We start from the raw sequence: 26,679 nt of genomic DNA, 5'->3' as shown, positions 1-26,679 counted from the left end.
TGCCGGACCACCTCATGTCCGCCACCGTCCCACTCTTGCAGGCCGATGACGCAGTGCGGATCGCCCATGTGCGCGCGCCGCGCTGGATCAGCCATCCGGCGGCCGGCGCGGCGCATGACGCGATGCGACTGCTGCTTGAGCGACCGCCATCCCTGCGCCCACGCGGTTTGCTGCTTGCCGGTCCCTACCATAACGGCAAGACCATGATCGCCGAACGCTTCGCCGTCGAACATCTGCGTGTTGCCGAGCAGCAAAAGGTGTGGGTGATTCAGACCCGGGAAGGTGCAGGGCTGTCGCATTTCTATGCCAGCATCCTGTCCGGATTGCGCGCGCCACAAGCCGCTGGCTGGCGCAGCCTGGCCCGCGCCGGCGATCAGGTCGATCATCTTCTGGAGCGCCTGAAGCCGCGCCTTTTGATCTTCGACGAGTTCCACAGCGCGTTGCGCGGGCGGCGCGAGGATGTGAAGGCCATCTTCTCGTTCTTGCGGCGGATCGCACGAGTGCATGACATCTCACCCGTCCTTGTCGGCGAAATCGCGATCTACGATGCGGTGCATGACACGGACGAAATGGGCTCACGCTTCGATACGATCCCCATTCCACGCTGGGCGTATGACGAGGATTTCGCGACACTTCTGGACAGCCTTGAGGTAAGTCTGCCGCTAGCCAATGCCTCCGATCTGTCGCGCGAACCCTTGGCAAAGATCATCCACGATCTGTCAGAGGGGCTGATCGGCGAGGTTATCGAAATAGTCACCAGGGCGGCAGTTGCGGCAATCTCGCGCGGTGAGGACCGGATCACGGGCGCAACCCTGTCGGACCTTGGCTATGTGCCTCTCTCGAGGCGCCGCAATTCCGCTTTGCGTCACGAGATGACATGAGGTTTGGGCCGACCGGGATCTCCGTGACGCCTGCAGAGCGGTATGAAGGCGCGGCGGGAAACCGTTGGCCCATGAGCATTATGCCCGCACCAGGTGAACTTCTGTCGAGCTGGCTGCACCGCCTCGCTTACGCAAACGGCATACCTCCGCACTATTTTGGTGCGCTTCTCGGAGCGCCAGGTCAGAACTGGTCGGCACGTCTTGATCGAGCGATGCCAGATCGCATTCTGCAGTTTCTGGGAGAACATACCCACATACCCTTGGAAGACATCGCGGCTCTGACCATTGCTCCTGACCCCTTGGCCCGGTTGCGTTTGCCCCTGCGGGCATCGCCTCAGCAGAGTTGCGCACCAAAGACGCAGGCGACCTGGCTGCAATTCTGCCCGGCCTGTCTGGCGGAAGACGAAACGCCCTATTTTCGCCGAGGCTGGAGCCTGGCGACACGCGTTTCTTGCTTTCGTCACGGTTGTCGGCTTCGAGACAGGTGCCCGTCTTGCGGACAAGGATTGGCTCCGTTCAGCCAGAAGCGTCTTGTGCCGCATCAGATCTGCGCCTGGTGCGGCGCGGCCCTCTGCAAACGCACCCGTCCCGCCGCCAACGGAGTTCGGCGTCTGGAGCGCCTGATCGACGATCTGCTTCGTTTGCATGCAGCAGGGCATCGAATGGCAGAGGGGCGATCTCTCCCGGACCTTCTTGGATCAGCCTGCTTTCAATTTGGTAAACAGCGCATGTCCATCGCGCGCCTCCCTCATCGAGATCGCTATCATCTGCTTCGGCAATTGACGGAAGGGCGGTCGACGCCTTTCGGAACGCGAAGAAGTCCCGCGATCTCTTATTGGAAACGCGTCGCTCAGGCTGCGCCAGCTTGGAGCGGACTGGTCACATCCTTCAGCGATGCCGTCCTGCCTCGGCCCAAAGCTGGGCCTTGCTCTACCACCGCTGGCCCGCATTTGGCGGATCTCGTTCAGGCGGCCGCGCGGCTCCATCAGCAGCGGCAGGTGCCCTGATGGTCTGAAGCAGGTTTCAAGGGCGCGCGGCCAGCCCAGCGTCATTCAGCTGTTCAGCGTCTGGCAGGTCGCGCAAGCTCTCCATCCCGAAAGCTGAGAGGAACGCGTCTGTGGTCACGAAGGTATAGGGGGCACCACGACGCGGCGCGCGCGGCCCAGTTCCAATCAGACCCTGCGCATGCAGCCTTCCGATCAGGTCCCGGCTGATCTCTTTGCCAAAGATGTCTTTGAGCCCATCGCGGGTGATCGGCTGGTGGTAGGCGATGGCCGCCAAAATCGCGACGTCGAACTCGTTCAGGTCCAGCAACTGGTCTCCGACATCCGCTGCGGCGCGGATCGCAGGCGCGTAAACAGGCCGCGTCCGGAACATCCACCCCCCTGCGACCATGGCAATCTCGAACGCCCGCCCTTCCAGATCAGCGGCAAGGTCTTCCAACAGCAGATCAACCGAAGTCCCCTGCCCCACTATGCGCGCCAGATCCTCGCGCGGTACAGGCGAGGCAGAGGCAAACAGCACCGCCTCGATCCGGCGCATCCATTCCCGCCAGCGCAACTCCGGTGGCAGGTCGAGCAACTCGCGATCAAGCTCAGCTTCTGGTCGATCCTTCGACTTCCTTTCCGGTCGCATGTCCGAACCGCGAAACCGGTTCCCACTTTCGCTGTCCATGCTCATGGCTACACCCCGTAGAGCCGGAATGTGTCGCGCCCGGTTAGCTCGCGGACCGCGCCGAGATCGACAAGCCGGTCACAGAGCCGCCGCGCCGCGCGGTCCGGCAAAGGCAGGGCACTGGGCGCCACGGCGTCCTGCGTCAGGAATATTTTCACCGCCGCCCCTGCCCCCTTGGCCCGAAGCTTTGGTGCAACTCCTTTCAAAAGCGAAGCCCGACGCGCGAGATCGACAGCCAGACGCGCGGCCTCGACCGCGGATGCGGTCACTGCGCGATGACAGGCTAGGCGCAAATCGTCACCCCGCTTGCGCAGGTCTGTGCGTTTCAAACCCGCGGCCAGCAGCGGCACGACATGATCCCAACCAAGCGCCTGGGCGAGGGCGGCGTCCGCGAGGATCAACGCCGGGACTTCGGCACGGGGTGCCTCCGTCAGGACAGCATCCAGCACCACCGCGGTACGGGTCAGCGGTGCCCCATTTCCCGCATCCAGCCACGTGGCGATCTGGCAAGACTCGATGGTCGGTAAAGCTCGGCTCAAAGCCTTGACCGACACCGACCGTTCCACCGCGCGACGCCAGGCAAGGTAGGTTTCGCCTGCCGGACCGGGAAGGTCGCCGGGACGCAGGAGGTGCACCGCGTCGCGCAATTCCCCCGCCCTCTCCATCCGACCGGAAAGCGCCACGCATGCCTCTGCGGCGTGCAGGGCCAGCCGGTCCCGCAACAATGCTTGGGGGACATCGTCTCGTGCAAACACATGATACAGGTGAGTAAGCGCTGCACCTGACAAAAACGCCACATCTTCAAAGGCTTCAGGACGTGCCGAGGTGACCCATGCGGGCATCCGGGGTAGAGTGTCTGTGTCGATGGAGTGTTCCGGTCGGGCAAATGTCATGACTGAAGCCTAAACCATCGCGGCGCTTTGCTCCAGAAAATAGCACAGAAAACGCCTCGCTCTATCTTTTGCCATGATGTCCGATAATCTTGCATTATCGGGCGTAAAAATGATATGCTCGAAAACATGAGCAGTCCTACGAATAACAGCACCAAAATCGAGGATTCCGACGCGTCTGGCGCAGAGATTTCGAGCTCAGCGTCCTATGACTCGTTGAACGGTGACGAACACGACAAGAGAACCTCTCGGGACCGAGCCTCAATCGCCCTGCCCGCCAATGTGGCCGGCTCCGGCGCACTCGACCGGCTGATCGATACCGCCCGTGGCTACGCCGAGGCCTCGACAGCCGGGAACACGAACAAGGCCTATGCGGCCGACTGGAAACACTTCAGCCGCTGGTGCCGGTTGAAAGGCACGGAACCTCTGCCCCCCGCGCCCGAGATGATTGGACTTTATGTGGCTGATCTGGCTGCACCAACCGGGAAGGCCCCTACCCTTTCGGTCTCCACGATCGAGCGCCGTCTCTCGGGGCTTGCCTGGAACTACAGACAGCGCGGGTTCACTCTTGATCGCAAGGACCGGCATATCGCCACCGTTCTGGCCGGGATCAAACGCAAGCATGCGCGCCCGCCGGTCCAGAAGGAAGCGATCCTGCCTGAGGACATCCAGGCCATGGTGGCCACCCTTTCCTACGATCTCCGCGGGCTCCGAGACCGGGCGATCTTGCTTTTGGGCTATGCAGGTGGCCTGCGCCGGTCGGAGGTGGTCTGCCTCGATGTGCATAAGGACGATACACCGGACTCCGGCGGCTGGGTCGAAGTCTTCGACGGCGGCGCCCTGCTCACCCTCAATGCCAAGACCGGATGGCGCGAGGTTGAGGTCGGGCGTGGCTCAAGCGGCCAGACCTGTCCCGTCCACGCGCTTGAGCAATGGCTACACTTTGCGAAGATCGACTTTGGGCCGGTCTTCGTGCGCACCTCGCGGGACGGCAAGCGTGCCCTCGAGTCCCGCCTTTCCGACAAGCACATAGCGCGACTGATCAAGGCAACCGTTATGAAGAGTGGCATCAGATCCGATTTGCCGGAAGCCAAACGGTTGGCAATGTTCTCGGGGCATTCCTTGCGTGCCGGGCTCGCCTCGTCGGCAGAGGTTGATGAGCGCTATGTTCAAAAGCAACTCGGACATGCGTCGGCCGAGATGACCCGGCGCTATCAGCGCAGGCGCGACAGGTTCCGGGTGAACCTGACCAAAGCCGCAGGGCTGTGAAGCTCAGGATTCTTGACCCATTGGTGAAGCGCTAAGGTGAAATTCCAGCGCTTCAGTTTCAGCTTACTGCTTCAATTGAAATCGGGAACTAAACGCGACAACGAGACGGCGCAGGACTGGGTGCCCCATGTGCGCCGGTTGCGCCCCGACTTGGCCTGGGAGGACGTGCTGCGCATCATCAACGGTCCCTTGCCCGAGGCGCGTCGCTGGACCCAAAGCCGTCTCTTGCGCGCTGTTAAGGCCTATATCCGCGACGGCTTCCTGCCCGAGACCTTGCTGGGCCGCGCCGGCCGCCGCGAAACCGACGACCGCCTGCCCGCCATCGTCGCCGCCATCAAGGGCGCGGATCCCGACATCACGCTTCAGGCGATCTGCACCCGCCTGGGGGCGATGCGCGAGCGCACGCCCCGCGGGCGGACAAGCTGGCAGCCTTCGTCGGTGAAGATGCTGTTGGAGCGGGCCGAGAAGCTGGGGTTGCTCGACTGAGATCCCCGAGTATCGCCCATCCGATTCTGCCGACTGATTTCTGTACGCACTCACAATACATATTGTGGTCACTTCATAGCTGGCAACGAGGTGTTAAAGTAGAGTGACAGCGCAGTCGCCCAAGACGCTGATTTTTAACAGTTTACCGTCGACAGAAATAGGTGTCTTCAACGCCCCTAGGCCGCTCAACGGTTTGGTCTGGATTTATCCACAATATCTGTTAAGCTATGAAAAACAATAAAGACTCGAGGGCAGTAATGAACGGGATACGGGCCTCCCAGAGATTTGAAGTCATGTCCAAGCGGCTTGGTAGTCGGTTGCGTGAACATGCGCAGGAAACCTTTCCGCCGGACGCTCAGAAGGGCCTCCGCCGCTTCGCCATGCGGGAAGCGGCTGAACTTCTTCGCATTAATCAGAACACCTTCCGCCATCATGTGTCAAACCTCGAAGGCTTCCCCGAAGGTGTCCTGGAGGGCGGCAACCGCCGTAGCTTCTCTGCAGAGGAGATGGTCGAGGCACAACGCGTGCTTCTCGAGACTGGAAGGATCAAGCCAGAAGAACACCCGCACAGAAGACCGGGAGAGGCTTGTCAGGTGTTGACGATCTTCAACCTGAAGGGTGGCTCTGCCAAGACGTCATCTGTTGCCCATGTAGGGCAGCTACTGGGTCTACGAGGCTACCGGGTCTTGCTGATCGACCTTGATAGCCAGGCAAGTCTGACGAACCTGTTCGGTGTTACTCCCGAGCTCGACCCGGATATGCCGACTTCATACGATCTTATCCGATCCGACGATCCACTACCTGCAGCAGAGATCATTCGCAAAACGAACTTCCCGACGGTAGATCTGATCCCGGCATCCATGGACATAATGGAGTATGAGTTCGAGGTAGCCCTGAGCTTCAGACACGGCGCCACCACGTTCCATAGCCGCATACGGGAAGCGCTTGAGCCCGTCCTGAATCGATATGATGTAGTAATATTTGACACCCCGCCGCAGCTGAACTTCTCGGTGATCTCTGCCCTCTTTGCATCAACCGGAGTCCTGATCCCGCTCAACGCGTCAATGCTCGATGTCATGTCGCTGGCGAGCTTTCTGGGCATGGCGAGCAACCTGATGGGCGTCGTCGAGGCACACGCCCCGGAACATGGACTGAACTTCGTGCGAGTTCTGATCACCCGCTACGAAAATACGGATGGTCCGCAGGTTCAGATTTCGTCTCTACTTCGGACAGTCCTCGGGGATGCCGTGCTGTCTGCCGAGTTCCTGAAATCAACAGCCGTGGGTGATGCTGCGAACACCCAGCAGAGCATCTTCGAGGTCGAACCTCGCGACGTGAACCGCAGAACTTACGAGCGCGCGATCGAGTCCGTCTCGCGCGTGACCGACGAAGTCGAGCGCGAAATTCTGAAAGCATGGGGGCGTAGCCATGGCGCGTAAGGTCTTCGGGGACTCACTCAAGAACGCGATGGGCAAAACGCCGCATTCGGACGAGGATCTGGATGTGAAGCGAACGAGCCCGACTGTAGCTCGCGCACAAGCATCCGTGCTCGAAGAGGATAAACACGCCACGCGGCTGATCGACCCGACCGCCATACGGATGTCCGCGATCATGGACCGCATCGATCCAAGCGATGGTCTGGATGAGCTTGTCTCGTCGATCCGCGAGCACGGTCAAAAGGTTCCAGTGCTGGTTCGCCGAACCCAAGACGGTGCGCTTGAGATCGTCTATGGACGCCGTCGGCTTCTCGCTTGTCGCCAACTTGGTCAGAAAGTGCGCGCGACGGTCATGGAGATGACCGACGAGGAAGCTCTCATTGCCCAAGGCGTAGAGAACAATGCGCGCCAAGACCCATCGTTCATCGAAAGGGCTTTGTTTGTCGCTGGGATCATTCGAGAACTTGGGAAAACCGACGAGACGCGCAAGAACGCTCAAACGATCGCGTATCGGGCACTTCAGATCGATGAATCGCTCGTCTCGCGGATGAACCGTATCGCTACGGGCATCCCGATGGAACTGATCCAGGCTATCGGACCTGCACACGGCGTTGGTCGAAGGGTTTGGGAAAAGCTTTTCAGACTGTGCGAGAAAGACGTCGCGAGAGCCCGGTATGTTGCCAGCGAAATCCCTCGCAACATACCGGGCCCCGACCGTCTCGAAGCGGCGGTTACCGTGCTAACGGCCACCAAACCGTCGACGCAGGAGACACATCCCAGTGAGCGCGTGAAGATCGGCCGCAAGGGCAACCGCATCACAATCGATGTGGACGCTGATCTTGCCCCGCGGGTTGAGGAGGCAGTCCGGAAGCTGGTCACCGAGCTTCTTGACCGCGGTCAAGATGGGCCAGAGTGACGACCCCGTGTCTTGACCACGGTCAAGACATCAAGAGAAACGAGCAGAAAACGAAAGGAGGACCGGCCAGAAAAAGAAAGACCCCCCGAAAGCGGTGCTTCCGAAGGGCCTCAATCAGTCTCGACACCTGATTGATACCCCTAAAACGAATCGATTTCAACACCGCTCGCGGTGAACGGGGAAGCTTTTTCTTCCGAAACAACATGAGACATGCAAACAAAAGAACAACCGCCCTGGCGGAACGTACATTTTTGCCCTGCCCTAACCCCTATGAGCTTCTGGGCCCGGTGCGCGTAATGAGGAAGGAGCTCGGCCTCACAACCAATGACCTCGCCGTTCTGACCGCGCTCATTAGTTTCCTACCCCGCAAAGAACTTGAGATTCAGGACGACCAGCGACTTACGCTCACTGTCGTGTTCCCATCGAACGCTTCTCTGTCAGAGCGCGCCAATGGACTCGATGAGAGAACACTTCGACGCAGCCTGGGGCGCCTCTCAGCTGCTGAACTGATCGAACGCAAGAACTCAGCAAATGGCAAACGCTTTCCGCTGCGGTATGGAGGCGTTATCAGAGATGCCTTCGGTATCGACCTGAAGCCCTTGATCCAGAGGTACGGCTCGCTTGCGACACAAGCCTTACAGCTCGCCGAAGAAAGCGAGCGCTTGCGCTCACTGAAGGCTGAGGCGTTGGCCCTACGTGCTTCGCTACTCCAACAGACACGCTTCGATGAAGCAAAGCTCTCTACCCTCAACGTGATCAGAAATGTCCTGCGTCGAGCAACATTAACCGTTGATGCAGTCCTGAGCGTTATCTCGGAACTCAGAGCCCTCGGAGCCGATACAGACGCAAGCTACGGTGAACACCATGCCGCAGCGAGAGCTAATAACGAAGATAATTTACAAGCTGTCGAACACCGGCATCATAGGCCAAATTCCATCGATCTGCCCGCCACAAACGGACAAAATGTCCGGCACATAGAGTCTATAAAAAAAGATATTAATAAGATTGCTCCCGCTACGGTTAATCGCGGTGAACAAACCGCACAAACCAAACCCACGATGAACCGAGACCCAGCACGCATGGCATGGGAAGACTTCACCCATGTTGCGGGATTTTTCCCAGAACCGCCGCGCACAGGAGAAGCCCTTACCCGCATTCTATACGACCTCGGTCGATTGCTTAGAATAAGCCAAGACGAACTGCGGCGCGGCATCCAGAAAGCTGGCGCAGGAAAACTGCTTCTCGTCTTCGACTACCTGATAGCAAGAGCAGACACGATCAAACACCCTGATGCCTATTTTGAAAGGATCCTACGCACACAGCTTGCTCCCACATGAGCTTCTTGACCGCGGTCAAGAACCACCGTGAGAGGGAAAGGAGTGTTGGTTTGAGGGTGACGGGAAGTGAGATCGGAAGAGTGGCTTCCGGCGCCCGTCATGGAGAAGAACTGATGACGAAAGCTGTCCAGAAAATCACCCTATCCTCGTCCCGGGATATTCCTTTCGACAAGCTGGTGCTGAGCCAGTCCAATGTGCGGCGCATCAAAGCTGGCGTGTCGGTCGAAGAACTGGCCGAAGACATCGCCCGCCGTGGCCTCTTGCAGAGCTTGAGCGTGCGGCCCGTGTTGGCTGACGATGGCACCGAGACCGGCACGTTCGAGATCCCCGCCGGAGGCCGTCGGTTCCAAGCATTGGCATTGCTGGTGAAGCAAAAGCGGTTGGCGAAGACGACGCCCATTCCCTGCATCGTGCGGGATGCGGGGTCCACGATCCTGGCCGAGGACGATTCCCTTGCGGAAAACATGCAGCGTGTTGCCCTGCACCCGCTCGACCAGTTCCGCGCGTTTGTGTCCCTGCGCGACAAGGGTCAGAGCGATGCAGAGATTGCTGCCGCCTTCTTCGTGACGCCGCAGATCGTGAAGCAGCGCCTGAAGCTCGCAGCCGTCGCCCCTGCCCTGCTTGAGGTCTACGCCGAGGATGGCATGACGCTGGAGCAGCTCATGGCCTTCACCGTGAACCTCGATCACGCGCGTCAGGTTCAAGTCTGGGATGTGATCAATTCATCCTGGAACAAGGAGCCATTCCAGATCCGGCGCATGCTGACGGAGACCTCGGTCAGGGTTTCCGACCGGCGCGCGTTCTTTGTGGGTATTGATACCTATGAAGCGGCTGGTGGCACGATGCTGCATGACCTCTTTCAGGGTGATGACGGCGGTTGGCTCGAGGACCCTGCCCTGCTCGATCGGCTGGTGACTGAAAAACTCCAGGCCGAGGCTGAGACGGTTGCGGTTGAGGGCTGGAAGTGGATCGAGGTCGCGCTTGACCTGCCCTACGGCTACAGCCATGGGCTGCGGTCCCTGTCGGGTGATCCGGCGCCGATGACGGATGACGAAGGTGCGGCTCATGCCAAGCTGCTCGCCGAGTATCGGGCGCTGGAAGAGGAATACTCGGGTCAGGATGAATTGCCTGACGAGATCGACACGCGGCTCGGCGTGTTGGAAGCGGAGATGGAAAAGATCGAGACCCGGCCGTTGATCTTCGATCCGTTGGAAATCGGACGGGCAGGGGCGTTCGTCACGCTCGATCGCTACGGCGCGCTCGCAGTCTATCGCGGATATGTGCGTCCAGAGGATGAGCCCGTTGAGGAGACCGCGGTCCAGGATGGTAGTGATCCTGCGGTGGCGGGGCAGGGGGATGATCGTGATCTCACCGATGGCCATGCCAGTGCCGGTCATGTCGGAACCGTCATCACGTCAGGTGGCCAGCCGATCGGAGCTGACTTGCCGGAGGATGAGGATGAAGGATCGCTGAAGCCGCTGCCCGAGCGGTTGGTCATGGAGTTGACGGCCCACCGGACGCTGGCGCTGCGTGAAGCGATCGGGCGCTCGCCGGATGTCGCGCTGACGCTTCTGCTCCTGAAGCTCGTCACTGACACCTTCCGCACCTCCGGAGCGTCTGGCAGCTGCCTCGAGGCCTCCGTGCGTCAGGTCTATATGTCAGCGCAAGCGAGCGATCTGAAGGACAGCGTGGTGGCCAAGCTGGTCGACGAGCGTCACGCGGAATGGGAAGCCGATCTGCCGCCTGGCGATGATGCGGCACTATGGGACTATCTGACGGTCCTCGACCAGGGCAGTCGGCTGGCTTTGCTGGCGCATTGCCTCAGCTTCGGCGTCAACGCGCTGCACGAGAAGGTGAACCCTTACGGGGCAGGCATCTCTGCAGGTGGTCTCACCCGGCGCATGGCGCAGGCGGATATCGTGGGGCAAGCCCTTGATCTCGACATGGTCGAGGCGGGCTGGGAGCCGACGGTGGATACCTATCTCAACCGCGTGCCCAAGGCCCGCATTCTTGAGGCCGTACGTGAGGCCAAGGGGGAGGGGACTGCCCAACTCCTCGATCACCTGAAGAAAGGCGAGATGGCCAGTGAGGCCGAGCGCTTGCTGAAGGACAGCGGCTGGTTGCCCGAGGTCCTGCGCCGTGTCGATCTCGTGGCGCTGGACGGTAAGGACTGTGCCAAAAGGCAGGGGGTGGATGCCGAAGCGGCTGACAGCGTCAGTGAAGCTGACCTTCCCGCGTTCCTGACGGATGACCTGCCTGCTGAAGGCGCGTCGATGCTGGCCGCCGAGTAACATAATCCAGCAGGGGGCGGGCATTCCGCCCCCAAACCACCTGATAACTGAACAATATCAATAGGATGAGTGCGATTACTCGCATTCTGAATGAGGAATCATGTCTGCAACAACCATCATCGACACCGCACCCCTCGGGGCGCTCATTCGCTACACCGACGGCAGCCCCAAGCCGCCCGCACGCTTCACCAAGAAGCTGGCGGCCTGGGAGCGTTCGAACGGCGTCGGCCGTCTCGTGAAGAAGGAACCGCCCCGGTCCTATCCGACCTGGACGGCACCGGCCTCCTTCACGCTGCATGAGGGCAACTTCGCCTCTGACGGGGTCATTCTCGTCACCATCATGCGCAGTCACTCGGCGGACAGCCGCCTTGTCTTCGAGGTGGCCGAGGAGCCGAAGCCCGGCCAAGTGCGCGTACTTCTCGACTTCGGTGGCAACACGGAACTGCTGCATCTGGCGGAATCCATCACCGCGGCCGAGCTCTGGATCGCGCGGGAGGGCTATCGCAATGCACGTCTCGAGATCGTCGGCGATGAAAACAGCGATAGGGCAGGGGGCGCGGACCTGGCCGCCTGAGCCCAACTGAAACCGAGGGGCCCGCCCAAGCGCGGGCCTCTCATCCATCACAACCTTGTCCCGCGATGTCGCGGGGCGCCAAAGGAGCCATCCCCAAGGAAGGAGGTCTTCAACCAAGAGCTTAGCCGGGAGGCTGGCGGCAAAAGCATCAGCGGGACAACGCGCTCCAGTCGTCAGGGAACCATCCCCCGCTCGCCATTCCCTTCCTTGGCCCAAATTCTGTCTTCGAGATCAACCCGCGAGGGGTCGGACTACGGGCAAGCCCGTGCCGCCGGGTGGATTCGGACGAGCCGAACGCACCCGGTGATGTCAGCCAGTCTTCGGGCCTGCGGGGTCCTGTCGCGCGGGGGATGGTCCCTCGCCTCCAAGACAGGAGCCAAACAGATGTCCCGCAAAGATGCACACGCCTTCGCAGCCTCCCTCGCCGCCACGCTCATGGTCTCGATCGTCGTCTTCCAGGCAGGAGATGGAACCTTCGGCGCCGTCCCCGCCGATGAAATCGACGGCGACGAGGTCGTAATCGTTTCGGAATACGATCCCTTCGGGTGAGGCCTCTGGCCTCACTTTCCACGAGCTCGGGCATGGCACCGCCGCACCTAAACGCATTGCTTCACGAAGTGAATCGCCCACAGTCAATGCTGTGCAACAACGCCAAGCCTATGTATCTTTGGGGTGGCGTTTGCCAGGAGTTGGGCAATGAGTTGATTGGACGTTGGTCGCGACTAAGAAAAGCCATTCTTTTGCGCGAAAAAGCTTCTACTCTCGTCAATTGAAAAGAGGTGATAGTATGGGCGATTTTGAAGATGTATACGGCGCTGGTGCAGACGCGGTGGATATAATCGACGGCTATTCGCGCGAATATGTACGCTCAAGTCGAAGCGAAAAGTCAAATTGGAACGGCGAATCATCACATGCTAGTTCCAAAGAACAGGGTGGCATTGACGCTTGGTCAGCTGCTATGATGGCAAAGGGTTATGCACCTGGACCTAGATTTAGTACATACGAGGAACTTTCTGCCTGGGATAGTTCGAACGCACGCTCACATGTTCGTAGCCGTAGTGATCAAGGTTACCAAATTTATTTCACAGATGGAAAGCCAGGTGGCGGGCCAGAAAGCACATCTGTGCCTAACGATGGGCAGCCAAGACATTCATTCGACGATGATCCGCCGTTCTGATGTCTCACCGCGCAATCTTGAGTACACCCCCCTTAACAAATGCTATGAGTCAGATGCTTACTTGGTTTCTTCGGGTTTTCAACTGTGATCTTCAACTCTATCCCATAGAGAAACCGAATGATTGAATGGTTAATTGGTGCTGCCGTTCTGGGTGGGCTGGGCTCATTGCTTGGCAATGACGAAAAGCGCCCGCATATGGGCTCCAGACACCAAAAAACACAGAACAAGATAGAGCAACCAAAGCCTCCTTCTATTGGCAGTGATTCAGATTTCTCTGAGTGGCGAAACAAGTGGGAGCCCTCCGTCAACTGGAGCAAATGGATCCCGAAAAGTTTAGCATCAGAGATCACCCAGAAATTCCCACCTTATGAAAATGGGGGCTCGCCGGAGGAGCCGGTCGCTAAACAGGGTATTTCAATAATATCAGATTCAATAGCTAGATCTCGCTTGACCCGGTGCGAGGAAGCGCTCGGTTTGGAGTTCGCACATCACAATTCTAGATTTCTTATAAGTCAGAGAGAAAAGCTATCTGATTTTTTCTCTTCGGTCGAACGCAACCCTTTGACTGATGAGCAGGTGGAATGTTGCATCTGCATGGACGACGCAGTGCAAATCGTTGCGGCTGCCGGTTCCGGGAAAACCTCTACGATCGTGGCACGTGTTGGATATGTATTGAGAGAAGGCCTCGCGCTGCCTGAGCAAATCTTGATACTGGCGTTCAACCGGTCTGTGAAAGACGAGTTGGAAGCTCGTATCAAAGAACGCCTTAGCGGAATAGAAAATATCGGGCTTATCAGCGTAAAGACATTTAACGCCTTTGGTCTCGAAGTGATCGGGAAAAGCACTGGGCGTAAACCCAGATTGGCGGATTGGGTTGAGCTTGGCGGAGATGTTCAAGCAATCTCCGAGATTGTGGATGATCTGTGCCAGCGAGATCCTCGTTTCAGACTGGACTGGGATATGTTCAGGACAGTCTACGGTCGCGACATTGGGGAATGGGAGAGCATCAAACAACCTCGCTCCGACGCGACCGGCCAAGGCAGCATTCAAACTGCAGACGGAAAGTACGTGAAGAGCCAAGAAGAGCGGATGATTTGCGACTTCCTGTTCTACTATGGCGTCCCGTATCAATACGAATCTCCCTATGAGCATGACACCGTCTCCGAGGAACATTCGCAGTACCATCCAGATTTTTACTACCCTCGCACCAATCTCTATCACGAGCATTTTGCGCTCGACGTGAAAGGAAATGCACCGGCGCATTTTTCCGGCGACTATGTCGCAGGAGTCCGCTGGAAGAGAACGCTGCACAAAGAAAAGAAGACGCAGCTCTTTGAAACCACATCGCACGGTCTAAGAAATGGCGACGACATTGATCGCCTAAGGGTAGAGCTTGAACAGCGTGGTGAGATCCTTGAATTTGATGAGAGCCGCCCGTCGCCCGGACAAGAACCCATCCCAGCAAAACAGCTGGCCTCCACAATCCGCGCGTTTCAACAGCACGTCAAAAGCAATGGCCTAAGCCATCAGGATCTTCACAACGCAATCGCTAAGCTTGAACGAGGTCACCGTGAGCGGCTGACCCGTTTTGTGAAGATTTACGAGAGGGTCGCCGATGAATGGCAGCGACTTCTGCAATCAGAAGAAAGCGTCGATTTTGACGATATGCTGCTGGCCGCCATCCACCACATCGAGTGCGGCACATACAAGAGCCCATACAAAATGGTTCTCGCGGACGAATTTCAGGATGTGTCGCAAGCAAAAATGCGACTTCTCAAGACTCTGAAGGAAAGTGCTGAACCGTCGTCAAACCTGTGTGTTGTCGGCGATGACTGGCAGGGCATCAACCGCTTTGCGGGGGCAGACATCTCGGTCATGACGGGTTTCGAAAAGACATTTCCGAATTCGACCCGGCTGACTTTGAGTAAGACATTTCGATGCCCGAAGATCTTGTGCGACGCATCAAGCGAATTCATCCAGAAGAACCCGAAACAGATCAAGAAGACCGTCGAAACCACGAACACCTATGAGACGCCGCCGTTACATGTATTCGCAGCCGAGACGATGAGCTCTGCGATAGATCGCCTGGAGAGGCATTTAGAGCAACTATTTGGTGCAGCAAAGGCTGGTGATCTCGATATTGCAAACGGCAAGAAGGTCACCGTCATGCTGCTGGGACGGTACCACAAGGACAAGCCTGCAAGCTTGAACGCATGGAAGCGTGCATTCGGTAGTCAACTCGATCTCAGCTTCTCTACGGCGCATGCCTCGAAAGGCCTGGAAGCTGACTACGTTATGCTGCTCAATGTGACGGAAGGCCTGATGGGTTTTCCCAGTCAAATCGTTGATGATCCGGTGCTGCAGTTGGCAATGCCAGAGCCTGATGATTTCCCATTAGCTGAGGAACGTCGCTTATTCTATGTTTCGCTGACGCGCGCCCGTCGCCAAACACGTATCTATACACTGCAAGACAAGCCTTCACGGTTTGTTATCGAGCTCGCAAAGGATGGCCATACCGAGATTAAAATAGACGGGGCCACGATGAAGTTTTGCCCAAAATGCGAAACGGGCACATTGAGTCAGAAAACTGGTAGGTATGGCCCATTCGAAGCCTGTAGCGCGCACCCAGGATGTGGTTACACCAAAAGACTTTTGTCTTTTAGCTCAAATGAAACCACGTCAGCTCATACGGTTCGACTGAAAAAGCCCATATCCGATGGTGCTACATGTCCAACCTGCAATCAGGGAACGATGGTGGTTAGAAGTGGGCAGAATAATCAGCCGTTTCTCGGATGTTCGTCGTTTCCTAGATGCCGTACAACCGCACCTATAACCGATCCGCGAGATGCCATGGAGAACACTAATCGAAGCAACTAACAGGCCATTCATTTTTAAGGAAAATGTGCAGTTATTTGACGTTTATAGATATTGGACTGCAGGCCAATGTCCTTTTTCGTGAAGTTGCACGGCGGCATCAACGCTTCACAAGTGTCAAGTAAGCGCCGCTAACTCTTTCTCCGGTTCCCAACCGATAGCAGAGCCCTTTGCTGTTCTTCCAGCGGTCAGCCCGTCCATGAACTGGTGAGGCTTGCTCCCAAGGACAGACTAGGTGATCGCCGGGCTCTCAGGTTACCGGTATTTTGCAACGGCAGGCACGCGGGCTGTTTTCCTGTCGATGCCTATCAGTTCGACAAGGGAGTTGCCCATCTCTGTGGACAAAGCCTCATCTCTGGCGCGGGCTTCCGGTTTCTGCCGATCCTCGAAGGTGGAAATCGCGTTGGTAACGTCATTTTGCATTTTCTTCAGCTCGATGAGCGACGGTGCCTAGAGATCGAAATCAGCCATTGGTGCCTCGTTTTCTGAATGTTCCGGTATCGATAGCCCGTCGTGGCATGGGCCCGCAACTCCCGGCAGGCAGGGGTAGGGGTGGCGGGAGCAGATGATCCTTGTTTTCGCCGCCTTTGGTGTGCTGGGCTTGGGGTCAAGCAGCCTCGATTGGCAAGATGACAGGGTCTGGCATGAGCCATCCGCGCCTCTCTGGCTTCTGGTCCATCCCTTCGACTGACAATCCCCTAACCCCGTTCGGTCTCCTGCGCACAACCCCGCGTCAGCCCGGGCCGTGTTGGCCGCCTGTGGCGTCCTGCCCGCTCCACCCCGGGCCTCTGGGGGTTTCCGATGTCCATGCTGTCCACCGTGCACGCGTCACCCGACGGGCTTTTTCAGGGTCTTGTCGAAGGGACGGTCCCGAAGACAGGAAACACAGGAGCTTATCATGCAGAACATCGTCATCCTCGCCGGCAACATCGGTCAGAAACCCGAAACTCGCACCACTCAGGGCGGCACCAACATCACCAACTTCAGCCTCGCTACCTCGCGCCCCCGCCTCTCGGAAGGTCGCGTGCTGCGTGACGACAACGGCTACCGGGTCATGGACACCGAATGGCACCGCATCACCTGCTTCAACGGGCTCGGCAAGACGGTCGCGGAGCATTGCGAAAAGGGCATGAAGGTCCTCGTCCACGGCCGAATCCACTACACCAAATGGATCGACAGCATGGGGAACGACCGCTACGGCTGCGAGATCATCGCCGAGAAGGTCGACTTCCTGAGCCGCCCGAAGTCGACTGAGAACGAAAACCCCGAGCTGGTCGACCGCGACGACGAGATCCCGTTCTGAGGAACGGGGTCTCCCCCTAGGGCCCGGCGGGGTTAACCGCCGGGTTCGGCTTAAGCGACCTGCCTTCATTTCAGTCACGAAGTGGACCGAATAGTAGACTGGTCACCGTCCCGCCCGAGCAATGCCACATTCGCATGTCGTTGTTGCACAACTTGCTGACTGAGGTGCTGTGTGTGAACGAAATGCTTGTCCTGACCCACGCCACTGAGCGTGATATCGATCTTCTGCTAGTCGAGGAATTTGCTGCCTCACCTTTGTTCATTTCGGCCATACTAAGATCTATCAGCCTAAGTGAATTGGTAGTTGAGCACGCGTCGGTCATGCACTCCGTGCGCCGCATCCACAGTCGACGCGAGATCGATATTTCGGTTCGGGTGCAGACGAATGCTGGGGATGTCCTGTTGTTGATCGAGAACAAACTCGACACATCTGAACAGCCACGTCAGGCCGAATCCTATCGTGCTGAAGCTGTCGAACAGGCGGCTGGTTATCATCTGGTACGCACGATCCTTGTTTGTCCGCAGGAATATCGCGCTGCAAATGCGGTCTTCGCCGCGGGTTTCGACCACGCAATCAGCTACGAAAGTCTCGCCAAGTTTTTTGAAACCCGCGCCGCTCGTGAGACAGGCGAATTGGGTGGTCGGCTTGCGCATCGCGCTAGCATGATGCGGCAGGCTATCGAAAAACAGCGGCGCGGCTATACCCAGGTTGTCCATCCAGCCAAGCGGCAATTTACCGAACGTTATGTCGCGCTGTTGCGCGAAACCGCACCTGAGCTCGTCCCTGGACCCTCGATGCTGCGCGAAAGCGCCGCCGACAGTGTGACCATGATCTTCGCTCCAGAAACCCTACCGAAATGGACATTCTTGCCGCAGATGCGGATCGTCCATCAGCTTCGCGAGGCAAATGCCAATATCAACTTCTACACGTGGGGCGATCATTTTAATGAACTTGCTGCCCAAATCTCGGCAGATTTGGCCGGAACGGGCATCCGTGCTATCCCAACGGTAAACAAGCGTAAGTCAGGGCGCGCCGGTCTCATGCTGGTGGTGCCAACTCCGGCGTTGGATCATTTCACGCCCTTTGATGAGCAGATTGAGTCCGTGCGCACAGGGATTGTCGCAACCCGTTCCTTACGCGAATGGTTAATCTCACACCAAGATGCTGTGCGTGGCTGGGCTGCACTGGTACCCGACAAAAAGCTCCCCTGATTGGTCTTGCTCTCAGACTGATGGTGGGTATCCGCATTTTTAGAGTCCGAGGAGTGCCGGGTTCCCGGTGACGGGTTGAAGGCTGGGAGAGTGGCTCCCGGCGCCCGTTGCAGGAGATATCCGATGAGTGTTGTAGAAGTTCTGGATCCGGTGCAACCGGCGCGGGCTGGCGGCTGGAAAGTGGACGTGAGCCGGGGTGAGCGGAACGGGCGGGTGTCGTCCGAATGGTTCAATCGGCCTGATGACGAGCGGTATCTCTCGCTCGATGATCTCTGGGCCAATGTGAAGGGTCGGTCCGAGCGCAGCCGCAGCCGCGTGGTGCAGACGGTGGACATCCGCGTCGAGGCCGCGCGCGACAGCGCCGAACTGCTGCACTTGGTCCTGCCGAAAGCGCATAAACCTGTCGCGCCCACGCATTGGGCGTTTGGCCAGCTTGCCAGTATCGTCGGCGCGCCGGCGTCCTACCTGCGGCAGTTGCCTGCGCCGTTGGCGGGTATCAACCTGCAATACGGTCTGACCAATCACCGCGCCGAGCAGGTGAAAACCTTCGAGACCGAAGACGGCTGCACGGAACTGCGCGCGGTCACCGGCCCTGACTATGGCCGCATCCATGACCACGAGCTGGTCGAGGCGGTGCAGCGTATCGCGGGCAATGGCACGGGCGATACGCGCTGGAAGGTGCCGGGCGTGCTCGACTGGTCGACTGGGGTCTACAACCCCGATGTCGAGATCAGCCGCGACACGACTACGCTTTATGCCTCGGACCGCGATATCTTCCTATTCCTGGTCGACGATCGCAACCCGATTGAGGCGGGCAAGCTGCCCGACGGTTCCCCTGATCTCTACTTCCGGGGCTTCTATTGCTGGAACTCGGAGGTCGGAGCCAAGACCCTTGGCATGGCAAGCTTCTACCTGCGGGCTGTGTGCCAGAACCGCAACCTCTGGGGCGTCGAGGATTTTCAGGAGATCAAGATCCGTCACTCGAAATATGCCGCGTCGCGTTTCGCCCACGAGGCCGCGCCCGCGCTGACGCGGTTTGCCAATTCCTCGCCGCAAAGTTTCATGAATGGCATCAAGGCGGCGCGACAGCAGATCGTGGCGCGCAGCGACGAGGATCGCGCAGATTTCCTGCGCAAACGGGGCTTCTCGAAGGCGGAGAGCGGCAAGATCATCGAGAAGGTGTTGATGGAAGAGGGCCGCCCGCCTGAGAGCATCTTCGATTTCGTGCAGGGGATCACGCGGCTGGCGCGCGACAAGACCCAGCAGGATGCCCGCCTCGACATGGAGGGGCGCGCTAAGAAGCTCCTCGACCGGGTCGGCTGACACAGTGCCGGAGGCTCTGTTGCCTCCGGCCACTTTATTGCCAAATTGAATTGCTACTTGCTTGAAGTGATTCAAGTTGGGCGAACATAAATGGAAGAAATAGATTGGTCGGATCGCGCATTTTACGATGATGGCGAATGGGTTACCTGGTCGGAGATCGACGAGCAGCTTCGCTACAAGGAATGGGGCGCAAAATACCCGAACGCGATCAGGTCCATGATCCCCTATTTTGAAAATCTTATCTCGCTTGCTGAGAGCTATCATCTGGAAACGGGCCTTCACCTTTCTGTCTACGGCGATATCGGCGAACTTTTTGGTGCTATCACATACGGCATCAAGCTGAATAAAACCTATGCCCAAGGGGCTGATGGAAGGCTTGGCAACGACCACGTGGAAGTTAAAACCATTACGCCGTTCAAAACGAAAGACGTGGTCGTGGTCGACACAAATGGAAATTTCAACAAGCTATTGGTCGTGAAGATCAACGAGGACTTTCAGGTTTCGGCCAGAATGATCGACCGTAAGGAATTGCCAAAACGCGAAGGTCGCTACCTGCGGGTTCGATGGAGCGATTTACCAGCGTCCAAATGACGGATCGTTGTCGCTCCTTCGAGTGAGAGGGCAGCTGTTTGGTCTTTGACGGTTGAAGTGGGGAGAGAGGCTTCCCGCACCGTCGGAGATACCCACATGTTCGATCTTCCTTTCCAAATCCAGCCGATAACACACTCTACGGGCTTCGCGACGGCGCTCCCGAACCCGCCTGCCGATCCCTGTTTATCCTTTACGTTGACGACTGCGACGCGAACGCCAGCCGCCATGATGTCTGGACAGGCGCACCCCAAGATCCTGGATCGTTTCGATACGCTGGCCGAAGCCATGCGAGGGGCGATCGACCATGCCGAAGATATCGGCCCTGATGCCGCCCCGCAGATTCTTGCGATACTTGATCGCGACGAACGTCTTGTTCTGGCCGGGGCCGCCAGCGACGGCGCAGTCGCATGGTGCAATCCTGTTGCGAACGCAGTCGAGGCCCGCGCTGTCGTAACCGAAGCTTGCCAGTCCCGCACACAAGCCGCCCGCGCTGCCGAATGGGACGAATCCGATCTCGCGCAGCGGCTGCGTCACCGGGCCGATCTTCTGGACGCACGCCTTGTCGATCCGCTGTGGCGCGCGTTTGCCGCTCGGGCGCTGCAGATCGCGGCGTGAGACTAGAGAGACAGAGGAGGGCCAGGGAGGGTTTGAGCCTTTGGGGGTGCAGAAGAGTGCGCCACCCGAGGGGTCTGACCAGTCCACATTGAACGGAGATTCCCATGACCCATACTGAACCCACTCTTACAGCCCCTATGCGGCCTTCCACGGTCGATTTCGGGGCGATCCTCGCCGGGCATGCCGAGCAAGCCGCCCGGATCGAGGCTCTTCGGCCCGGCAACAAGGATCGCCTGTTCGACGGCCTTATGGCAGCCGACATCACCCATGTTACCGTGACCTTCGACGGTGCCGGTGACAGCGGCCAGATCGAAAGCATCGGTGCCTGGTCCGGCGATAAGGCCGTCGACTTACCCGCGACCGAAATCTCCTATGCCGCGATCACGTGGGACGCCCCCGAGGTTGAAATGCGGAGCCTCTCTCTGGAAGATGTCGTCGAACAATTGGCCTACGATTTACTCAGTTACACCCATGGTGGGTGGGAAAACAACGACGGTGCCTATGGCGAATTTTGCTTCGACGCGGGTGCGCGCTGCATCCATCTGAAGTTCAACGAGCGGTTCACCTCGTCCGAACTCTTCACCCACGACTTCTGAGGGGGGCAACGATGGCACATCCTTATCACCACGCCCTGTCTTCGGTGATGAAATGGGGCGGTACGGTCGACGATACCCTGGCCGTGCACGCTTGGTTTGACGCCTCGAAATCGATCACAGCGGATTTCCGGCACCGTGCTTTGCGCCACCATGCCTTATCCTGACTCTATGGAAGCGTCTTATTCCTGTGCATGGTGCGGGTTATGCGGAACCTTAGGATTGAGAGATGAGCCAGCCCCGGCCCGCTCTCCATCAAAAGGGCCGTAGGGACGGGGCTGGCGGCGCTTCGGTTTTAGCGCGACTGGAGTCGCGGGCGTCGTTTTCTGGACGCGAACGCCTTTGGAGGATGGATGACGCAGCTTTATTTCACCGACGGATCGGCGCTGCGCGCGCCCGTTTCGGTCGAAGGCGTTCCGGCCGATCTTTCCGTGTCCCTGACGGAGGCCGCTGGCAAGATCGACCTGATGGATGGCATGCCCTTCTTACTGGATCGGGACGGAAGCTACTTGCATGACGTGAACCGGTTCTTTCGCGCCTGTCCGACCATGGGGGTGCGTTCGCGGCACAGTTTGCGCGCCTACGCCCATGACATCTTCGTCTGGATGCGGTTTCTGGAAGAACGGCGTGGTGGAAAGCAGCTTTGGCGTGCCGATTACAACGATGTCATCGCGTTTCACCATGCACGGCGTTTGTCGGATGCACCGTTCCGGATTTCGGCATCCAGTTGGAACAGGGCGATCGCGGCGCTCGACAAACTGTATCGGTGGGCGCTTGAAGAGGGACTGATCGCATCCTCGCCGTTTCGATATGACCTGTCCTTTCGCCATGGTCATGGGCGAGGAACGCCGAAGGTGGTTGAGGGGAACAGGGCGCGGGAACGTGCCGCGCGCCCGCATGACATGCAATTCGTCGATCTCGGGCGCTACCTCGTATTCCGGGATATCGGCCTGAGGGGTAAATTGCCGGACGGGTCCGAGGACCCAGCCTGGCGCTGCCGCAATGGCGAGCGGAATGCCGTTTTCGCGGAACTGCTCGTCACGACAGGCATGCGCCTCGGCGAGGCCGGTAGCCTGATCATAGACGAACTGCCCCGGCTGATCTCCGACAGCCCACGGATACTTCCTTTCGATCTGCCGGCCGTGATCACCAAGGGCGAACGCCCGCGACGCATCCGGTTGCCGCGCCGGGTGCTCAAGCAGATCGGGGATTACGTCGATATCGAGCGCCGGATTGCCGCCGCCAAGGCGCCGCCTCGTCCGGCCGTCCCCTTTGTATTGTCACCCGATGGCCGCAACGCCATTGATGACAGTGGTCGGCGCATCGCGCTGACCAGGCTCCTTGCGCAAGACCGCCAACGGCTGCTGCGATCGCCTGATGGGATGCCTGAACACGCATCGCTCTGGCTCACGGAACGCGGCCAGCCCGTGTCGTCGGGTACTTGGGAGGTAGCGTTTCGTAGGGCAAGCCAGCGGTGCCAGGCCTTCGGCCTCAATATCATCGTCACACCGCACATGTTGCGGCACACCTTTGCGGTCAACATGTTGTCGATGCTGATCCGCGAACAGGTGGGCAGGATCTTCAACCCGACCGATGCGCACGGTGCTGCCTATCGGCAGATGCTTGGCGATCCGCTCCGCCATCTCCAGCACCTCCTCGGCCACGCGAACATCGCTAGCACCTACATCTATCTCGACAGCCTTGCCGAGGCGCAGGAACTCGTCGATGCGGCGGCGGATCGCTGGACCGACGAACTCATGGCGGAGGATCGATGACCGGCAGAGCCCGCGTCTCACAGCCCCGCCCAGGGCGACGCGCGAGTTTTCCTGACAATCTTTCCGATCCCGGTCCCGCGGCCGCCATTGCCATCACCGCCCGCCGTTTCGAGATTGCCTTGGCCGGACAGACTGCGACGATGGACCTGACGCGTTTGCCGGGTCGCAATTCGCTTGCACGGGCCTTCACGCTGGCACTCTGGCAGGCATGTCAGGTCGGTGGCCCTGCCGGCACCGTCCGCACCGCCATGTCATTGGCCGAAGCCATCCATCGGTTCTGGCGCTATCTCGATGCGACAGACTCATCCGTACAGGCGCTTGCCGAGATTGATGTTGCTACCATCGAAGGCTTCGACGCCTGGATGGATGAGCGCGGGCAGCATCCCAACCATCGCCGCCACCAGATGGGAGATGTAGTGATGCTGCTGCGGTTGGCGGATGCGGGCGAACCAGGCCGCCTTTCCGAAGAGGCTTCCCGCCGATTATTCTATGTCAGTACGCGCCCGGGTGTTCCACCGCGCCCGCGCGATGCCTACAGCGACAGTGTCCGGGTGGCCTTGAAGGTGGCCGCACGTGCCGATGTTGCAGCGATCATGCAGCGATTCCGTCCGGCGCTTGAACAGGAGTGCGAGACACGCATCGACCGGCTGGAGATGGACGCCTTCGCGGAGATCGACCGTGTCGGTTTCATTACCGTCAAGAACGACCTTTTTCGTCAACTCTACGGGGCACGGAACTATGCAGGGATTTCGAATGAGGGGCTGAGCGACAGGATGCATGGCACGCGGCATCTGCTTCTTGGCGATCTGATTGCCCTTTTTGTTTTGCTGTCGCTGGAGACCGGTCTCGAGATCGAAGCGATCAAGACCCTGCGTGCCGACTGCCTCAAGAACCCGTCCAGCGGATATGTCGAGATCGAGTATTGCAAGCGCCGCGCCCGTCATGCCGAGTGGAAGCGGCTGCGGGTTCGGGACGGAGGGTCAGGCACCCCGGGCGGCCTCCTGCGCCTCGCAATTCAGTGGACCGCAACGGCGCGCGGTCATCTCAAGAGCGAGCAGCTTTTCACGTTTTACTGCCGCGGGCGCCTGACCGATGTCGTTCTGCCGATGCAATCCGCTAGAAAGGTCTGGGTCAAACATCACGGGTTGCAGGATGATTACGGGAAGCCGTTGAAGCTCTGCCTCTCGCGTTTGCGCAAGACCCACAAGGCTGCGTGGTATCGCAAGACCGGCGGTCAGCTGCGCCGGTTTGCGGTTGGACATACCGTCGAGGTTGCTGCGAACCACTATGGGGACATTCCCGCCTTGCGGCCGATACACGAAGCTACCATCGCCGAGGCGCTGATGGACGCTGTCGAAGATGCGTTGCAGCCTACCGTGTTGACCCCGGAGGCCGAGGTCGAAGTCTTGGCAGCTCCGTCTTCGGCTCAGCCCGGTTTTCCGGAGGGCTTGGCGACCGATGTTCCGGCATTGCTGGCAGGCGAACAGGATGTATGGCTGGCAAGCTGTTCCGGCTTCTACAGCAGCCCGTTCGCCACGTCGGGAGAGGCCTGCCCGGTGCCGTTCTGGGGCTGCCTCGAATGCCGCAACGGCGTCATCACCACTCGCAAGCTTCCCGCGCTGATGGCGTTTCTGGATTTCGTGGTGGACCAGCGCAAGGTTTTGTCCGAAGCAGATTGGCAGGCGAAGTTCGGGCGGGTCCACCACAGGATCTCTGCGCAGATATTGCCGCAATTCTCTGAGCCCGATTTAGCCGCCGCGCGTGCCCTCACGGCCAGTCAATCGGCACAGATCTACCTTCCCCCGGAGGCGGGTCTCGCATGAGAGCAAATCCAGACTGCACGACCGCAAGGCCATCGCTGCCATCGGCAATCCATCCCGACGACACCGACATCCTCGCAGGCAGACCGCTCAGACCGGGATCGGAGCGGTCGATGCTGTCCCGCTTCGGCGACGATGTCTGGGATCTCAGTCCAGCGATGTTTCGCGCCAACGCGCGTCCGGCAGCGTTTCGCGTGGACTTCGGCGCCATCGAAGACCCCGCGCTTCGACGGCTCGCCAAGGAGTATATGCTTGCCCGCCTTCAGGCGCCTCTGCGCAGCTACCGGGGCCCTTGCGGCCCCTCGACCGCCAAGGGCACATTGCTGTTCCTGCGCCATTTCGGAGAGTTCCTGCACGATCGTATCGGTTCCGTCGAACTGGCGCGCGTCGACCAGCAAGTGCTGGACGCGTATCTGGCGCATCTGGGGGCAGACGGCGCACGTTCATCGCAACAGATCCGCCTCTATGTCGATGTCCCCATCGACCTCCATCATTTTGGGCCATGGGTGACCGGGGGCGGCATTCCCTTCCTGCCCTGGGGTGGGCGCACGGCAAGCAATGTCAGCGGTCGGAGCCGGACGAGCTCGGAGAACACCACGCCGCGCATCCCCGAACCGGTCATCGGCGCACTGCTCCACTGGTCGATGCGATACGTCGATGTCTTCGCTCCGGATATCCTCGCGGCGCGCGAAGAGCTGGATCGCCTTAAAGCCCGCGCTGCCCAGATTATTGCCGAGGATGCGCGCCAGACCCGCCACGAACGGTTTCGCTACCGTCTTCGCACCTGGCTCGAGGCCCGTCGGGCGGAAGGGCGGGGCGTGCACTCTGGGAGCGCCGTCCAAACACCACCCGCGGTGTCCCCGATGTTAGGGAAGGCAACGCGTATAATTTCAGGCTGATGTGCCTTCAGATCGGCTGTCCTCAAACGGGGAACCTCAGTAGTTCCACCGCGACCGTGAGGATGCTGGACCAGATGGCGGGTGAGATGGGAACCGAGGTCGGCGGAATGGATACCCCGATCACCCTCGATCCCGATACCGGCCTGCCCTGGCGGGAGCGTTTCGACACGGACAGCCTGCCACATGAAGAGCAGATGCTGCAGCGGCCTGCTACATCGTCTGCGCGTATCTGACGGGGATGCGCGACAGCGAGTTGCAGGACATGGAGCCGGGCTGCGTTTCGGTTGAACGCAGTGCTGACAACCTGATCGAGCGCTATCGGGTACGCAGCAACGTCTATAAGCACCGCGAGCGGCGGGTGTTTCCGCCGATTGGATCACTATCGCGCCGGTCGCCCGAGCGGTCGATGCTTTGGAAGTCCTGTCACGGCGCGCACGCGGCGAGCGCGACCTGAGATCTCTTTGGGTCTCGTTGAAGCCTTGGGACTGGACGGCGGATTACCTTGCCGCGCAGGCGTCGCCGATCATCAAGATGTTCCGCGACGGTCTGGATGCAAAGGTCGCAAACCCGCCCGCAATTCCACATGTCGACGGACGCCCCTGGCATTTCAGCACCCGCCAGTTCCGGCGCACCATCGCATGGTACATCGCGAACCGCCCTTTTCGGCGTGATTGCCGGAAAGATCCAGTACAGCATGCCTCCGTGGCGATGTTCGAGGGCTATGCCGGTGCGCCGCACGGAGAT

Annotated in this window: 26 protein-coding genes and 2 pseudogenes; 25 read left to right on the top strand and 3 right to left on the bottom strand. The window is 59.2% G+C overall.

Annotated features, from left to right (window positions below; translation table 11 throughout):
• The first annotated feature begins 14 nt into the window (after positions 1 to 14).
• Together IMCC21224_RS24255 and IMCC21224_RS29065 are read left to right on the top strand one after the other, a co-directional pair.
• Complete coding sequence (locus IMCC21224_RS24255; RefSeq protein ID WP_009573528.1) at positions 15 to 881, top strand: TniB family NTP-binding protein; 867 nt, start codon at positions 15 to 17, stop codon at positions 879 to 881.
• A complete protein-coding gene (locus tag IMCC21224_RS29065; protein ID WP_082135417.1) occupies positions 878 to 1,888 on the top strand; it encodes a TniQ family protein in 1,011 nt (336 codons plus the stop codon). The genes IMCC21224_RS24255 and IMCC21224_RS29065 overlap by 4 nt, the downstream gene beginning before the upstream one ends.
• A 16-nt stretch (positions 1,889 to 1,904) precedes the next feature.
• On the opposite strand, the gene IMCC21224_RS24250 is transcribed toward IMCC21224_RS29065, so the two are convergent.
• Together IMCC21224_RS24250 and IMCC21224_RS24245 are read right to left on the bottom strand one after the other, a co-directional pair.
• Complete coding sequence (locus IMCC21224_RS24250; protein ID WP_047997926.1) at positions 1,905 to 2,516, bottom strand: SMC-Scp complex subunit ScpB; 612 nt, start codon at positions 2,514 to 2,516, stop codon at positions 1,905 to 1,907.
• Positions 2,517 to 2,563: 47 nt separating this feature from the next.
• Positions 2,564 to 3,448, bottom strand: coding sequence for a DUF1403 family protein (locus tag IMCC21224_RS24245; protein ID WP_047997797.1), 885 nt, complete (start codon positions 3,446 to 3,448; stop codon positions 2,564 to 2,566).
• 126 nt (positions 3,449 to 3,574) lie between these two features.
• Between IMCC21224_RS24245 and IMCC21224_RS24240 the strand changes: the two genes are divergently transcribed.
• From IMCC21224_RS24240 to IMCC21224_RS24200, 10 genes and pseudogenes are all read left to right on the top strand, one after another.
• On the top strand, positions 3,575 to 4,714 hold the full coding sequence (locus tag IMCC21224_RS24240; RefSeq protein ID WP_231582182.1) for a tyrosine-type recombinase/integrase: 1,140 nt from the start codon (positions 3,575 to 3,577) through the stop codon (positions 4,712 to 4,714).
• A 90-nt stretch (positions 4,715 to 4,804) separates the two neighbouring features.
• Positions 4,805 to 5,200: pseudogene (locus IMCC21224_RS24235) on the top strand (recombinase family protein); the annotation flags it as partial.
• A 293-nt stretch (positions 5,201 to 5,493) separates the two neighbouring features.
• The gene (gene repA, locus IMCC21224_RS24230; protein ID WP_161489483.1) at positions 5,494 to 6,639 is read left to right on the top strand and encodes a plasmid partitioning protein RepA; all 1,146 of its coding nucleotides are present in this window, start codon (positions 5,494 to 5,496) and stop codon (positions 6,637 to 6,639) included.
• Entirely contained in the window at positions 6,629 to 7,552 is a 924-nt protein-coding gene (locus IMCC21224_RS24225) for a ParB/RepB/Spo0J family partition protein (RefSeq protein ID WP_053079200.1), read from the top strand. Before repA ends, IMCC21224_RS24225 begins: the two co-directional genes overlap by 11 nt.
• A 203-nt stretch (positions 7,553 to 7,755) precedes the next feature.
• A complete protein-coding gene (locus IMCC21224_RS24220; RefSeq protein WP_047998161.1) occupies positions 7,756 to 8,889 on the top strand; it encodes a helix-turn-helix domain-containing protein in 1,134 nt (377 codons plus the stop codon).
• A 113-nt stretch (positions 8,890 to 9,002) separates the two neighbouring features.
• Positions 9,003 to 11,180 carry a ParB/RepB/Spo0J family partition protein gene (locus tag IMCC21224_RS24215; RefSeq protein ID WP_047998160.1) on the top strand — a complete coding sequence of 726 codons (2,178 nt, stop codon included), beginning with the start codon at positions 9,003 to 9,005 and terminating at the stop codon, positions 11,178 to 11,180.
• A gap of 100 nt (positions 11,181 to 11,280) precedes the next feature.
• The gene (locus IMCC21224_RS24210) at positions 11,281 to 11,754 is read left to right on the top strand and encodes a hypothetical protein (RefSeq protein ID WP_047998159.1); all 474 of its coding nucleotides are present in this window, start codon (positions 11,281 to 11,283) and stop codon (positions 11,752 to 11,754) included.
• Positions 11,755 to 12,138: 384 nt separating this feature from the next.
• On the top strand, positions 12,139 to 12,303 hold the full coding sequence (locus IMCC21224_RS28330) for a hypothetical protein (protein ID WP_007803240.1): 165 nt from the start codon (positions 12,139 to 12,141) through the stop codon (positions 12,301 to 12,303).
• A gap of 238 nt (positions 12,304 to 12,541) precedes the next feature.
• Complete coding sequence (locus IMCC21224_RS28075) at positions 12,542 to 12,931, top strand: hypothetical protein (protein ID WP_156178426.1); 390 nt, start codon at positions 12,542 to 12,544, stop codon at positions 12,929 to 12,931.
• 117 nt (positions 12,932 to 13,048) lie between these two features.
• A complete protein-coding gene (locus tag IMCC21224_RS24200; RefSeq protein WP_047998157.1) occupies positions 13,049 to 15,808 on the top strand; it encodes a UvrD-helicase domain-containing protein in 2,760 nt (919 codons plus the stop codon).
• A gap of 252 nt (positions 15,809 to 16,060) precedes the next feature.
• Here the strand turns inward: IMCC21224_RS24200 and IMCC21224_RS28695 are convergent, their stop codons facing one another.
• The gene (locus IMCC21224_RS28695; RefSeq protein WP_231582221.1) at positions 16,061 to 16,228 is read right to left on the bottom strand and encodes a hypothetical protein; all 168 of its coding nucleotides are present in this window, start codon (positions 16,226 to 16,228) and stop codon (positions 16,061 to 16,063) included.
• A gap of 475 nt (positions 16,229 to 16,703) precedes the next feature.
• Between IMCC21224_RS28695 and IMCC21224_RS24190 the strand changes: the two genes are divergently transcribed.
• The 13 genes and pseudogenes from IMCC21224_RS24190 to IMCC21224_RS26795 all read left to right on the top strand — a co-directional run.
• Positions 16,704 to 17,108, top strand: coding sequence for a single-stranded DNA-binding protein (locus tag IMCC21224_RS24190; protein WP_047998156.1), 405 nt, complete (start codon positions 16,704 to 16,706; stop codon positions 17,106 to 17,108).
• 182 nt (positions 17,109 to 17,290) lie between these two features.
• Entirely contained in the window at positions 17,291 to 18,319 is a 1,029-nt protein-coding gene (locus IMCC21224_RS24185; RefSeq protein WP_369796073.1) for a PD-(D/E)XK nuclease family protein, read from the top strand.
• Positions 18,320 to 18,442: 123 nt separating this feature from the next.
• The gene (locus IMCC21224_RS24180; protein WP_047998154.1) at positions 18,443 to 19,642 is read left to right on the top strand and encodes a hypothetical protein; all 1,200 of its coding nucleotides are present in this window, start codon (positions 18,443 to 18,445) and stop codon (positions 19,640 to 19,642) included.
• Between the two features lie 90 nt (positions 19,643 to 19,732).
• On the top strand, positions 19,733 to 20,233 hold the full coding sequence (locus IMCC21224_RS24175) for a hypothetical protein (RefSeq protein ID WP_047998153.1): 501 nt from the start codon (positions 19,733 to 19,735) through the stop codon (positions 20,231 to 20,233).
• A 225-nt stretch (positions 20,234 to 20,458) separates the two neighbouring features.
• Positions 20,459 to 20,848, top strand: a complete 390-nt coding sequence (locus IMCC21224_RS24170; RefSeq protein WP_369796064.1) for a DNA repair protein RadC — start codon at positions 20,459 to 20,461, stop codon at positions 20,846 to 20,848.
• Between the two features lie 104 nt (positions 20,849 to 20,952).
• Positions 20,953 to 21,444 carry a DUF6878 family protein gene (locus IMCC21224_RS24165; RefSeq protein ID WP_047998151.1) on the top strand — a complete coding sequence of 164 codons (492 nt, stop codon included), beginning with the start codon at positions 20,953 to 20,955 and terminating at the stop codon, positions 21,442 to 21,444.
• A gap of 11 nt (positions 21,445 to 21,455) precedes the next feature.
• Complete coding sequence (locus IMCC21224_RS28070; protein WP_156178425.1) at positions 21,456 to 21,608, top strand: hypothetical protein; 153 nt, start codon at positions 21,456 to 21,458, stop codon at positions 21,606 to 21,608.
• Positions 21,609 to 21,794: 186 nt separating this feature from the next.
• Entirely contained in the window at positions 21,795 to 23,216 is a 1,422-nt protein-coding gene (locus IMCC21224_RS24160; protein ID WP_047998105.1) for a tyrosine-type recombinase/integrase, read from the top strand.
• On the top strand, positions 23,213 to 25,039 hold the full coding sequence (locus tag IMCC21224_RS24155) for a hypothetical protein (protein ID WP_047998106.1): 1,827 nt from the start codon (positions 23,213 to 23,215) through the stop codon (positions 25,037 to 25,039). Before IMCC21224_RS24160 ends, IMCC21224_RS24155 begins: the two co-directional genes overlap by 4 nt.
• A complete protein-coding gene (locus IMCC21224_RS26805) occupies positions 25,036 to 25,935 on the top strand; it encodes a hypothetical protein (protein WP_156178424.1) in 900 nt (299 codons plus the stop codon). The genes IMCC21224_RS24155 and IMCC21224_RS26805 overlap by 4 nt, the downstream gene beginning before the upstream one ends.
• A 62-nt stretch (positions 25,936 to 25,997) precedes the next feature.
• Entirely contained in the window at positions 25,998 to 26,168 is a 171-nt protein-coding gene (locus IMCC21224_RS28065) for a hypothetical protein (protein WP_156178423.1), read from the top strand.
• A gap of 5 nt (positions 26,169 to 26,173) precedes the next feature.
• Positions 26,174 to 26,389 carry a hypothetical protein gene (locus IMCC21224_RS26800; protein ID WP_053079197.1) on the top strand — a complete coding sequence of 72 codons (216 nt, stop codon included), beginning with the start codon at positions 26,174 to 26,176 and terminating at the stop codon, positions 26,387 to 26,389.
• 17 nt (positions 26,390 to 26,406) lie between these two features.
• A pseudogene (locus tag IMCC21224_RS26795) lies at positions 26,407 to 26,679 on the top strand (hypothetical protein); the annotation flags it as partial.

Source organism: Puniceibacterium sp. IMCC21224 (assembly GCF_001038505.1).
In the GTDB taxonomy this organism is placed as follows: Bacteria; Pseudomonadota; Alphaproteobacteria; order Rhodobacterales; family Rhodobacteraceae; genus Puniceibacterium.
This window is presented reverse-complemented; position numbering and strand designations above follow the sequence as displayed.

Coding starts and splice junctions, on each gene's coding strand:
- IMCC21224_RS24255 (WP_009573528.1), top strand. CDS start 15: ATGTCCGCCACCGTCCCACTCTTGCAGGCCGATGACGCAGTGCGGATC.
- IMCC21224_RS29065 (WP_082135417.1), top strand. CDS start 878: ATGAGGTTTGGGCCGACCGGGATCTCCGTGACGCCTGCAGAGCGGTAT.
- IMCC21224_RS24250 (WP_047997926.1), bottom strand. CDS start 2,516: ATGCGACCGGAAAGGAAGTCGAAGGATCGACCAGAAGCTGAGCTTGAT.
- IMCC21224_RS24245 (WP_047997797.1), bottom strand. CDS start 3,448: ATGACATTTGCCCGACCGGAACACTCCATCGACACAGACACTCTACCC.
- IMCC21224_RS24240 (WP_231582182.1), top strand. CDS start 3,575: ATGAGCAGTCCTACGAATAACAGCACCAAAATCGAGGATTCCGACGCG.
- repA (WP_161489483.1), top strand. CDS start 5,494: ATGTCCAAGCGGCTTGGTAGTCGGTTGCGTGAACATGCGCAGGAAACC.
- IMCC21224_RS24225 (WP_053079200.1), top strand. CDS start 6,629: ATGGCGCGTAAGGTCTTCGGGGACTCACTCAAGAACGCGATGGGCAAA.
- IMCC21224_RS24220 (WP_047998161.1), top strand. CDS start 7,756: ATGAGACATGCAAACAAAAGAACAACCGCCCTGGCGGAACGTACATTT.
- IMCC21224_RS24215 (WP_047998160.1), top strand. CDS start 9,003: ATGACGAAAGCTGTCCAGAAAATCACCCTATCCTCGTCCCGGGATATT.
- IMCC21224_RS24210 (WP_047998159.1), top strand. CDS start 11,281: ATGTCTGCAACAACCATCATCGACACCGCACCCCTCGGGGCGCTCATT.
- IMCC21224_RS28330 (WP_007803240.1), top strand. CDS start 12,139: ATGTCCCGCAAAGATGCACACGCCTTCGCAGCCTCCCTCGCCGCCACG.
- IMCC21224_RS28075 (WP_156178426.1), top strand. CDS start 12,542: ATGGGCGATTTTGAAGATGTATACGGCGCTGGTGCAGACGCGGTGGAT.
- IMCC21224_RS24200 (WP_047998157.1), top strand. CDS start 13,049: ATGATTGAATGGTTAATTGGTGCTGCCGTTCTGGGTGGGCTGGGCTCA.
- IMCC21224_RS28695 (WP_231582221.1), bottom strand. CDS start 16,228: ATGCAAAATGACGTTACCAACGCGATTTCCACCTTCGAGGATCGGCAG.
- IMCC21224_RS24190 (WP_047998156.1), top strand. CDS start 16,704: ATGCAGAACATCGTCATCCTCGCCGGCAACATCGGTCAGAAACCCGAA.
- IMCC21224_RS24185 (WP_369796073.1), top strand. CDS start 17,291: ATGCTTGTCCTGACCCACGCCACTGAGCGTGATATCGATCTTCTGCTA.
- IMCC21224_RS24180 (WP_047998154.1), top strand. CDS start 18,443: ATGAGTGTTGTAGAAGTTCTGGATCCGGTGCAACCGGCGCGGGCTGGC.
- IMCC21224_RS24175 (WP_047998153.1), top strand. CDS start 19,733: ATGGAAGAAATAGATTGGTCGGATCGCGCATTTTACGATGATGGCGAA.
- IMCC21224_RS24170 (WP_369796064.1), top strand. CDS start 20,459: ATGATGTCTGGACAGGCGCACCCCAAGATCCTGGATCGTTTCGATACG.
- IMCC21224_RS24165 (WP_047998151.1), top strand. CDS start 20,953: ATGACCCATACTGAACCCACTCTTACAGCCCCTATGCGGCCTTCCACG.
- IMCC21224_RS28070 (WP_156178425.1), top strand. CDS start 21,456: ATGGCACATCCTTATCACCACGCCCTGTCTTCGGTGATGAAATGGGGC.
- IMCC21224_RS24160 (WP_047998105.1), top strand. CDS start 21,795: ATGACGCAGCTTTATTTCACCGACGGATCGGCGCTGCGCGCGCCCGTT.
- IMCC21224_RS24155 (WP_047998106.1), top strand. CDS start 23,213: ATGACCGGCAGAGCCCGCGTCTCACAGCCCCGCCCAGGGCGACGCGCG.
- IMCC21224_RS26805 (WP_156178424.1), top strand. CDS start 25,036: ATGAGAGCAAATCCAGACTGCACGACCGCAAGGCCATCGCTGCCATCG.
- IMCC21224_RS28065 (WP_156178423.1), top strand. CDS start 25,998: ATGCTGGACCAGATGGCGGGTGAGATGGGAACCGAGGTCGGCGGAATG.
- IMCC21224_RS26800 (WP_053079197.1), top strand. CDS start 26,174: ATGCGCGACAGCGAGTTGCAGGACATGGAGCCGGGCTGCGTTTCGGTT.